This window comes from Paenibacillus sp. PK3_47 (genome assembly GCF_023520895.1).
Taxonomy (GTDB): Bacteria; Bacillota; Bacilli; order Paenibacillales; family Paenibacillaceae; genus Paenibacillus_AQ.
Genome location: NZ_CP026029.1, coordinates 258827 through 269103 on the forward strand (window position 1 = coordinate 258827; position 10277 = coordinate 269103).

Sequence of the window (10277 nt, forward strand, 5' to 3'; positions counted from 1 at the left end):
TTCTTTTAACACAGAAAATCCCCGCTGCCTATGGATTAAATCCACTGGTAACGGGGACAAAAGATCTTTATATCCGCTTACGGCCTAGGTACAGGCCATGATTGCTGAGTCCGAGCGCCGAAGGCTCGCTGCAGGTCCGCAGATGATACGACTTCCACAATTCAAATTGCTCAGTTGTCAGGTTGTTGATGGTACCGGCCATAAGTCTGCCTATACGTCAGCAGAAGCGTGCTCCAGCTTGTCGGCATCAAAGCGTCCAAACAATGCCTCAATCTCATCCGGAGTATGAAAATAAGCATCTGTCCAGAAGCAGTCCGGGTCACTTCTGGCGATCGGTCGTAAGCCGGGCAGCCTCATCATATTCCTCATAGTATTGAATGATTCCTTGCACATGAAGCAGCTCCTTTATCGTCAGGAACCCCTGCGACGCCAGCCGAATACCTGAACATGCACGATTCCTTTAGTGATCCAGTGCATTAAGACATAGAGCACAATAAATACAATAACTAACGGCCTGAACAGCAGCCATACAGCAAACCAGCCCACCAGGATCTGCCAGCGTTTCATCCTGCGGAACATCCGGCCCGGCCATAAAAAGATACGGAACAGCCTGTTCCGCTCCTGCAGCGCCTCCAGGAACTCATCCTGCATCTGCTTGTCGTCAGGACTGAGCCTGACCGCATTTTTCATATAAGTTTCTTTAAGCTCATAATCTCCGCGCTGTCCCGCCGCCCATGCCAGATACAGCAGCACATACGGCATTTCAGCATCATATCGGATCGCAATGCGGTCCAGTCTTGCCGACTCTTCAAGGTTGCCCAGCAGCGCCTCCGTGTAGCTCAGTGTCGCCAAATACAGCGGGTTTTCCGGCCTGAGCTCCAGCGCCTGCAGCAGCTGTTCCCGGGACTCCTTATATTTCCCTTTCTTGTTCAGCACGTTTGCTTTGAGATAATAGTAATGAGGTTCATAGGGATCAATCCGCATCGCTTCCTGCAGCGCTTCATTCAGCGCCTTCTGATTCTCGGTCTCATAGTAGATGTTGACACGGACAAACCAGGCTACCTCCTGCTCCGGCTCCCGGCTCAGCGCTTCCTGCGCCCAGTATAAGGCCTTCTCATGGTCGTCCAGCAGACTATAAATATGAGCAATCAGCGCAAAAATATCCGGATCCTCCGGCGACTCCCGCAGCACCTGCTCGGCTTCAGCCAGCGCCTCCTTATACCGCTTCATATTCATCAGCTGCTGCACTGCAGTCAGCGTCCGCTCCCTGAATTCATTTTCCACTGGCCTAGACCTCCTGCTCCTGTAGCCGCTACTTTATTCCATGCTTCTTGATATAATCCAGTACAATCTGATAATCCTTGTTGACATCACTGAAAGTCGCATAATTTCTCGCTGTCGAGAACCAGTCCAGTGTAGTCGCTTTCCGTGATTTGGCAGCCTTCTTCAGATCTTCGTTCGTAATCGGCTGAATTTCGCCTGTTTCAAAGGTGCGTTCCATGGCAGCCTCGACTGCATCGCTGACGACCTGCTCCAGATCTGCACCGGAGAACAGCTTGGTGTCTGCAGCGATTTTGGCCAGATTGAGGCCTGCGGCAGGCTTGCCTGCCAGCTTCAGTCCAAGAATACTCTGGCGTTCAGCCTCTTCCGGCGGCGGTACAAACACAAGATGATTGAAACGCCCCGGCCGGCGCAGCGCAGAGTCCAGATACCATGGCGTGTTGGTCGCACCGATGACGAATACATTATCGTTCTGCGCCTGCAGGCCGTCGAGCTCCAGCAGCAGCTGGTTGACCAGCATCCGGTCATGATGCTGGCGCATCTGATGGCGGCTGCCGCCCATGGCATCCAGCTCATCAATGAAGATGACACACGGCTTGTTCTCTCTCGCTTTTTCAAAGATATTATGCAGGTTGTTCTCACTCTGCCCGACATACATGGCCAGAATGGCCTGCAGTTCAATATGCAGGAAATTGGCCTCAATCTCCCCGGCAACCGCACGGGCCAGAAAGGTTTTGCCGCAGTCCGGAGGACCAAACAGCAGGAGACTGCCTCCTGCTTCCCTGCCGTACGCAGCGAACAGCTCCGGCTGCTGCAGGGGCAGAATAAAATTCATTCTGATTTTTTTCTTCACATCTTCGAGGCCGCCTACATCCGCAAAAGTCTCCTTGGGTTTATCCGACTCGATAAGGGCCTCATCTTCTTTGCTGAATTGAATGAGTTTTAGTTTATTGCGTCTTTTTGCTGACAGCTCGTCTAGATCATCGGACATTGTTTGTTCACCCCTAAAGTTAATAAGATAATTTTACCATATAGTCTAACAGACAATCATGCTCTTTAACTCTTTAATTAACCATATGGGAAGCGCCTGTACGTCTATTTACACAGAAAAATCCGCTGCCGGGCTGCGGCAGCGGATGTAGCTTTTAGTATAATAGGCGGGAATAATGGCCTTATACCGCCACAGTGGCGCATTGTACCCGGTTTTTCGTGTACATTTGGCCCTTCACCCGCCACAGTGGCGCATTGTACCCGGTTTTTCGTGTACATTTGGCCCTTCACCCGCCACAGTGGCGCATAGTACTCGGTTTTTCGTGTACATTTGGCAGATCACCGACCACGGTGGCGCATTGTACTCGGTTTTTCGTGTACATTTGGCACATTACCGGCCACAGTGGCGCATTGTACTCGGTTTTTCGTATACATTTCACATCACCGGCCACAGTGGCGCATTGTACCCAGTTTTTCATGTACATTTGGCCCTTCACCCGACCAGGGGCGCATTGTACTCAGTTTTTCGTGTACATTTGGCACATCAGCCGCCACTGTGGCGCATTGTACTCAGTTTTTCGTGTACATTTGGCACATCACCGGGCACAGTGGCGCATTGTACTCAGTTTTTCGTGTACATTTGGCCCATCAGTCGCACGTGGCGCATTGTACCCGGTTTTTCGTGTACATTTGGCCCTTCACCCGCCACAGTGGCGCATTGTACCCGGTTTTTCGTGTACATTTGGCCCTTCACCCGCCACAGTGGCGCATTGTACCCGGTTTTTCGTGTACATTTGGCCCTTCACCCGCCACAGTGGCGCATAGTACCCGGTTTTTCGTGTACATTTGGCAGATCACCGGCCACGGTGGCGCATTGTACTCGGTTTTTCGTGTACATTTGGCACATCAGCAGCCACGGTGGCGCATTGTACCCAGTTTTTCGTGTACATTTCACATCACCGGCCACAGTGGCGCATTGTACCCAGTTTTTCATGTACATTTGGCCCTTCACCCGACCAGGGGCGCATTGTACCCAGTTTTTCGTGTACATTTGGCACATCAGCCGCCACTGTGGCGCATTGTACTCAGTTTTTCGTGTACATTTGGCACATCACCGGGCACAGTGGCGCATTGTACTCAGTTTTTCGTGTACATTTGGCCCATCAGTCGCACGTGGCGCATTGTACCCGGTTTTTCGTGTACATTTGGCCCTTCACCCGCCACAGTGGCGCATTGTACCCGGTTTTTCGTGTACATTTGGCAGATCACCGGCCACGGTGGCGCATTGTACTCGGTTTTTCGTGTACATTTGGCACATCAGCAGCCACGGTGGCGCATTGTACCCAGTTTTTCGTGTACATTTCACATCACCGGCCACAGTGGCGCATTGTACTCAGTTTTTCATGTACATTTGGCACATTACCGGCCACAGTGGCGCATTGTACCCGGTTTTTCGTCTACATTTGGCCCTCCGTAAAGTTTAAACTTCCTGACTACACCTGCAGCGCAAACTTCAGCAGCCGGCTCAAAGCCGCGGGCAGCACACTGACATGCCCCTCCTCCGGAAATTTGGCCAGATGGACTTCCAGTCCCGAGCCTGCCAGCTGCGCCAGCTGAGCCGGGAGCTTATCCGCATCTTCGACCATGTGATCCAGCTCCTCGGCACCGATGGTAATCAACAGACGGCGCTGCAGGTTCAACTCCGGATAAGCGGCAGTGAATTGCTCCAGCTCCGCAAGCACGGCATAGTCCCCCCACCAGACGGATGGGCTGCCGGCGGCAAAATGGGTAACCAGGTCCGGCCGGGTGAACAGCGCATGCAGCACAAGGAGGCCGCCGAGTGAATGGCCGAACAGCGCCTGGCGCTTTTTGTCCACCGGGAACAAGGCGGAGATCATCGGCATAATCTCGTTCTGCAGGATGTCCAGGAAGCTGTCGGCACCGCCATGCTCCGGCCATCCGCTGTCATCCGGGCGCTTGGGCAGCGTCTCCACATCGGCAGGTATCGTGAAGTCATAACAGCGGCGGGTCATATCAAAAGGTTCTCCGGAAGGATAGCCTATCGCTACTATGACCACAGGATCGAAGCCGTGCGGCTTGCGGGTCTGCAGGCGTGCAGTTTCCGCCAGGGTATGAAATACAGCGTGTCCGTCCAGTGCGTATACTACGGGATATCCTTCCGGCGGGGCTTCACCATAGGGATGAGAAATAAGAATCCGGTATTCCAGCCGGCGTTCACCGGCATAAATAGTGTATTCTTCGCAGCCCAGATGCGGATAACTTAGTTCCAGCAGCTTATTCATGGCGTTATGATCTCCAACACGTCGTCTATGACTTTGCTATAGGCTACCAGCCCTCCACCGAGCCAGTAATGATCGTTCACATCATATACATGGCCTGCCTGGACGGCCGGGATACTCTTCCAGATTACACTGTCCGTGAGTTCTTTATAAAAGGTCTCTCCGCTGTTCGCGGAATCATTAGTCAGGAAGATATAATCCGCATCAATCTGCGGCAGCAGCTCCAGCGACAGATCCACACTGTTCTCGCCGGCAACCAGACTGCTCTGGACAATGCCAAGCTCCTCCGCCAGCACAAATCCGCTATAAACGCTGCCCATCAGGAACATGCCTCTGGAGTTAAAACGGATGACCAGCGCCTTTTTATCTTTAACATGCGGAGCAAGCTCCGCCTTGGCCGAATCAACCTTGCTGCGGTATTCCTCCAGTCCTTTGGCAGCTGCCTTCTGTTCGCCCAGCAATTCTCCGAGCACGGTTACCGAATGATCGAGATCACCCGCAGCCTGCTTGAACACATAGGTAGGGGCAATTTTGGAGTATTGCTCGTAGACGCCATTCTCGGCGTAAAAGGCATTGTGCAGAATGATCAGGTCAGGCTTCATATCCATGACTACCTCCGGTGAAGGCAGTCCGCTGGTGAAATCCACGAGCGGAACATCTCCAAGCTCATCCTGCAGATATTCCTGGCCTTTTCCTTTGTTCGACCATTGGCCCACCGGCTTCACGCCGAGTACCACCAGCGAATCTTCCATGAATGGTGCAAAAATCCGCTCCGGCGCAGCCGGAATTGTAACTTCATGACCCAGCTCGTCCTTAACCGTCAGCGGATATACAGCTTGGTCAGCAGGCACCGCTTCCGGTTCTGCAGAAGCTTCAGACGATACTTCAGCTTCCGCTGCGGGAGCTGCCTGTGCGCCAGATTGCACTGCCGCAGCACTGTCACCGTCCCCGGCAGTGTCTGAACCGCACCCGGCAAGCAGTGTCACAACAAGCAGCAGGCATAAAATTACCGGAAGCCACGGCTTCCGTATTTTTGAAGATGGTAATTGATGTGGCATCATGTAAATCCCCCTTATTGATAATCGTTCTCAATATTGGAGATTATAAAGGATCTCTTCCCCTCTAACCATGGACTTCATCCTGCTGCGGACCTGGACATTTTCCTGTAAACATCAGCAGGATCTCTTCCAGCATCCGGTCGATCGCGGTGGCGGAATACTCGAACCAGGGATCTGAAGGCAGCTGATACATCTCGTTGTTCATGACAGCATCAAGAGAACGCCAGCTTCCGCTATGCTGCAGTGACAGCCAGTGCATCCGGGTTACTGAATCGGGGCAGATGATCATCATCAGCCTTTGCGGGTTCATACGCTGAATTTCATCTAAAGTCACAGGCTCATTGTACAGCATGCCATTCTGCGCATAAGCGGGTTGCAGTCCCAGCTCACCAAACAGTGTATCCCTGATCCCCCTGTTGGAGTACAGATACAGCTGATTGCGGCTAAAGCGCAGCACCAGGCAGGTGTCATCCCCCACTTCTGCTGCCAATTCCCGTTTTACCATCTCCGCTTTCCGTTTATGTTTCTGCATCCATTCGTTATATTGCCGTTTCCGGCCAAAAAACACAGCAATTTCGTACAGCTGTATATCCCAGCGGTCCTGCTCCTCCGGAATGAACAGAGTCTGCACGTTCCTGCACAAGGACTCACGCCATTCTGCAGACAAGGCTTCATGACCGATAATGGCATCTGGCCGGGAACGGATCAGCTTGTCCATCTCCGTCGCCTGGTCCATCAGATCCACCCTCAGATGAGTCCCGATCTCAGCATAATATTGATTATAGTAAAAGAACGTCCATTTGGAGTCCAGCGGTGCTGCTGCCGGTATGATATCCAGTGCCAGCAGTTGCCCGGTTCCGGCTGCAGAGGTAACGGCAATCCGCCGTTTCTGTTGTCTAACGAAAGCGGTGGGCGGCATTCCGAACTCTTTTTTGAACTTGCGGCTGAAGTAGAATTCATCGCTGTATCCAACCCTCTCGGCGATTTCCCGCAGCAGATAATCCGACTCCTGAAGATACTGCTTGGCTCTGCTCATCCGCAAATCCGTCAGGTAATCCATCGCACTTTGACCATACGTTTTTTTGAACAGATCACCAAAATACTTGGGCTTAAGCCCCGCCATTCCGGCCAGCTGCCCGATGGTTAGCGGTTCATGATAATGCCGGGCCATGTAAGCGCGGATTTCTGCCAGATCTGCCCGTTCGGGCCGGCAGGACGGTATTTCCTTTTCCAGCTTTAGACTGTCTAGCACTTGTAAGCGCACCACCGGATAGCTCCTCCCTTTGATTCCGGCGAACATTAAGGCATATTATCCTTTAGCTGCCGATTAATTACGCACCCGTTTTATGATAATGATAATCATTATCTTTCGTTTAAGCAACAAAAAAGGAATACCCGGAGGTATCCCTGATATATACAATTGGATTGAACTTAAAATTCAGTGTTTCTTTTCGGCCAACCAGGAGGATTAAAACTGATGATTTCATATTCCAGAAAATGAAGCAGATCAAGCTAAATAGAAATTCTCCATCTAATTTTACGGTAACTGCCTATCTTACGAAACATACTGGAAAAACTCCGCTTAAATATACTGAACCAACCTAAAATTGCATGCCTCTGCCGAAGTAACCGGATTATTTCCAACTAAAGCTCACAAATTCTAAAAAATGACCATATATGGTGGAGGAAATCCAATAAAACCAAAATCCATCTCCCTTACAAATAACCGGCAGCATCCGTTCTAATTACAAATGACTGCTCCCCCGCAGGGATCTCCCCGTTAACTCCCAACAGCATCAATCTGCCCAAAAGCAGCCTCCATCGTCATTCAGCCAGCCGGTAATAGGGCAGCGTCAGCACAGGTTCAAACCCCAGCTTCTGTGCCAGCCGGTAAGATCCCTGGTTCTCCAGACGGCAGGCCCAGACCGGTTCCAAGCCCTGATCCAGACAGTAACCGATTAGCCGGGAAGCTGCGAGCAGCGCATAACCTCTGCCGCGGTAGCCTTCAAAGGTCTCAATACCTATCTCCAGCTGATGTTTTGTAATATAAGCCGCAAATGCCGTGGCAGCATCAGTCCCATCCTGCAGTAAAGTAAATCCGACCCCCTTTTCCGCAAAATGGCCGGCGTCTCTCCAGAAATAACGGGGAACTACAGTACCTGCCTGAGTCAAAAACTGCTCCTTGGAAGTACGGACAATGCTCCCGCTAAAGCGGGGATAATGAGCCTTCGCTGCCAGGTAAGCATCACGGTTGAAGCTGAAGTTGACTCTTGTATCTTTACGGATATCCCCCTTGTGATCCGCTAGGATGCCATCGATTATGCCGCTCCATCCAGACGCCGGGTCAGCCTGCAGCCATTCGGCACCGGACCTGGCGCCATTTGTGTTCATGATGTAAGCGCGCAGTTCCTCAATAAACGTTTCGTTATCTGTGTTCCCGTACAGCAAGGACATTCCGTAGGGATGTGCTACATAAAAAGCCCGGGGATTCACCACACTATCTGTATACAACTTACCGGAAATACTCCCTGCAAGCACGGCTTCTGCAAACAGTGTGTTTATTTTCACTTGTCTTAGCAGCCTTAACGCGACGCTATAATCTTTACTTTCCAGCTCCAGCATTTTTCATCCCCCTCTTTTCGTAATGAAAATGGATATTTATTCTACTTCGCCGCAGCCGCAAATTTCCCTTTTGCAGAAACCTGCCTTCGTACTATATGATACACTATGTACACAGATAAGACCGAAAGGAACAACGACATGATGAATCCAGCTCCGGAAGTGAATTTTAAAGCTTCTTCTTTCTATAACCCCAGCCTGAAAAATGTGGTCATACTCGCCACTGGCGGTACCATCGCAGGCAGCGGGGAAGCACATAAAACCTTGAATTACGAGCCCGGCGCCCTGCCGATCCAGGAGCTGCTGGACAGCGTGCCCCACCTCGAGCGGATTGCCAACTGTACCGGAATACAGGTAAGCAACCTGTGCAGCGCCGACATCACCAGTGAACACTGGCTTACGCTGGCGTCGTTAATTAATACCCTGGCCCTGCGCGAGGATGTCCACGGCTTTGTGATTACTCACGGAACCGACACGCTGGATGAAACCTCCTATTTCCTGAATCTCGTCGTCAAAACGGACAAGCCCGTAATTATTACCGGCTCGATGCGGCCTGCGACAGCAATCAGTCCTGACGGCCCGCTGAACCTGTACCAGTCGGTTGCCCTGGCTGCTAACCCGGAAGCTGTGGGACAAGGGGTTATGGTTGTCTTTGCGGAAGGGATCTACAGCGGACGGGATGTCCAGAAGGTGAATACGTTCAAAGCCAATGCTTTTGACGAACGGGATTTTGGATGTCTCGGCTACATGCGGGACAGCCAGGCTTTCTTCTACACCCGTTCCCTGAAAAAGCATACCACTGCTGCCCAGTTCGACGTTTCCGCCCTAAAAGAGCTCCCCGAGGTGTCTGTGGCCTATTTCCATGTCGATGCCGATCCCGGCATTCTGGAGTATCTCGCTACCATCTCCAAAGGCATCGTCATTGCCGGAGCCGGCGGCGGGATTTACAGCAAACCCTGGATCGACAAGGTCGGTGAGCTGAAGAACAACAATATCCCGGTCGTCCGCTGCTCGCGCATTTCAAGCGGAATCACGCTCAAGGATTCGTATATTGACCTCTCGGCCAATTCGATCCCGTGCAACAGCCTGGTACCGCAGAAGGCAAGAATCCTGCTGTCACTGGCTCTGACGCAGACTACCGGATACGAAGAAATTGCCGCGATGTTCAACGAATACTGATCAACCTGAACAAACCGCCCGTGAAGGATCACGGGCGGTTTTTGCTTATGCTAAGGAAAATTCAGGGTTGTTTAATCCTTAAACTCACTCTTGTCGCGGTTCTGCCCCAGCTCTTCTCCAGCCTCCATCTGTGCTCTGCCTGCCGGAATCAACCGGGGGTTGCCTGTCACCTTCACCCTTTGCCGCAGCCGGCCGGCTGCATAGACTGCCGCGAAAAATACGACAAACATCACCCCGGCAGCCAGTCCTCCTCCCTGTCCGGGAATCAGCGGCATACTGGCAAGTATGGCCACTAGGGCAATGATCGCGGTCCATGAGGTATAGGGATAACCTTTTAATCCGTGTTCTGCGGTCAGCGGGCCTTTATTACGTCTCCGCAACCGGTAGTGGCTGGCCATAATCATTAAATAAGAGAACAGCAGGGAAAAACCTCCGGAGCTGACCAGGAACAGATAGACTCCCTGCGGCAGCAGCATCCCCAGCTACAGTCCGGCAAGCATCGCTCCGCCTGAGACAAGAATTCCGCGGTATGGAATATCCGTACGGTCCCGCATCCAGGCAGGGGTATGGCCTTCCTCCGCCAGTGAGCGGAGCATCCGTCCCAGCCCGAACACCGACGCCAGCATGGTCGACAGTATTGCCGATACCAGAACAATGTTCATCACTGTGCCGGTCCAGCCAAGGCCATACAGACTTAAAGCCGATACAAACGGGCTGACACTCTCGGAAACACTTGCTGCCGGCATCAGCAGGAACAGGGCGGCCATTGCAGCGATGTACAGGCCTACCAGGAGCAGGATCGTCAGCCGAATCGCCCGGGGAATCGTTACGGAGGGATTGGGGATGTTAC

8 protein-coding genes and 1 pseudogene are annotated in these 10277 nt (G+C 52.2%); 1 reads left to right on the forward strand and 8 read right to left on the reverse strand.

Going from position 1 to position 10277, the window contains the following annotated elements; translation table 11 throughout:
• Positions 1 to 210 precede the first annotated feature (210 nt).
• The 7 genes from C2I18_RS01240 to C2I18_RS01270 form a co-directional block, all read right to left on the reverse strand.
• Positions 211 to 369 carry a hypothetical protein gene (locus C2I18_RS01240; RefSeq protein WP_249899484.1) on the reverse strand — a complete coding sequence of 53 codons (159 nt, stop codon included), beginning with the start codon at positions 367 to 369 and terminating at the stop codon, positions 211 to 213.
• 42 nt (positions 370 to 411) lie between these two features.
• A complete protein-coding gene (locus tag C2I18_RS01245; protein ID WP_249899485.1) occupies positions 412 to 1284 on the reverse strand; it encodes a tetratricopeptide repeat protein in 873 nt (290 codons plus the stop codon).
• 28 nt (positions 1285 to 1312) lie between these two features.
• Positions 1313 to 2272 (reverse strand): ATP-binding protein, encoded by a 960-nt coding sequence (locus tag C2I18_RS01250; protein ID WP_249899486.1) that lies wholly within the window; start codon positions 2270 to 2272, stop codon positions 1313 to 1315.
• A gap of 1492 nt (positions 2273 to 3764) precedes the next feature.
• Complete coding sequence (locus C2I18_RS01255) at positions 3765 to 4574, reverse strand: alpha/beta hydrolase (RefSeq protein ID WP_249899487.1); 810 nt, start codon at positions 4572 to 4574, stop codon at positions 3765 to 3767.
• Positions 4571 to 5632, reverse strand: coding sequence for an ABC transporter substrate-binding protein (locus C2I18_RS01260; protein WP_249899488.1), 1062 nt, complete (start codon positions 5630 to 5632; stop codon positions 4571 to 4573). Before C2I18_RS01260 ends, C2I18_RS01255 begins: the two co-directional genes overlap by 4 nt.
• Before the next feature lie 61 nt (positions 5633 to 5693).
• Entirely contained in the window at positions 5694 to 6881 is a 1188-nt protein-coding gene (locus C2I18_RS01265) for a helix-turn-helix domain-containing protein (RefSeq protein WP_249899489.1), read from the reverse strand.
• A gap of 572 nt (positions 6882 to 7453) precedes the next feature.
• On the reverse strand, positions 7454 to 8251 hold the full coding sequence (locus C2I18_RS01270; protein WP_249899490.1) for a GNAT family N-acetyltransferase: 798 nt from the start codon (positions 8249 to 8251) through the stop codon (positions 7454 to 7456).
• A 138-nt stretch (positions 8252 to 8389) separates the two neighbouring features.
• Here C2I18_RS01270 and C2I18_RS01275 point away from each other — a divergent pair, with 138 nt between their 5' ends.
• Entirely contained in the window at positions 8390 to 9427 is a 1038-nt protein-coding gene (locus C2I18_RS01275) for an asparaginase (RefSeq protein ID WP_249899491.1), read from the forward strand.
• A 71-nt stretch (positions 9428 to 9498) separates the two neighbouring features.
• Here the strand turns inward: C2I18_RS01275 and C2I18_RS01280 are convergent.
• Positions 9499 to 10272: pseudogene (locus C2I18_RS01280) on the reverse strand (amino acid permease).
• Positions 10273 to 10277 lie beyond the last annotated feature (5 nt).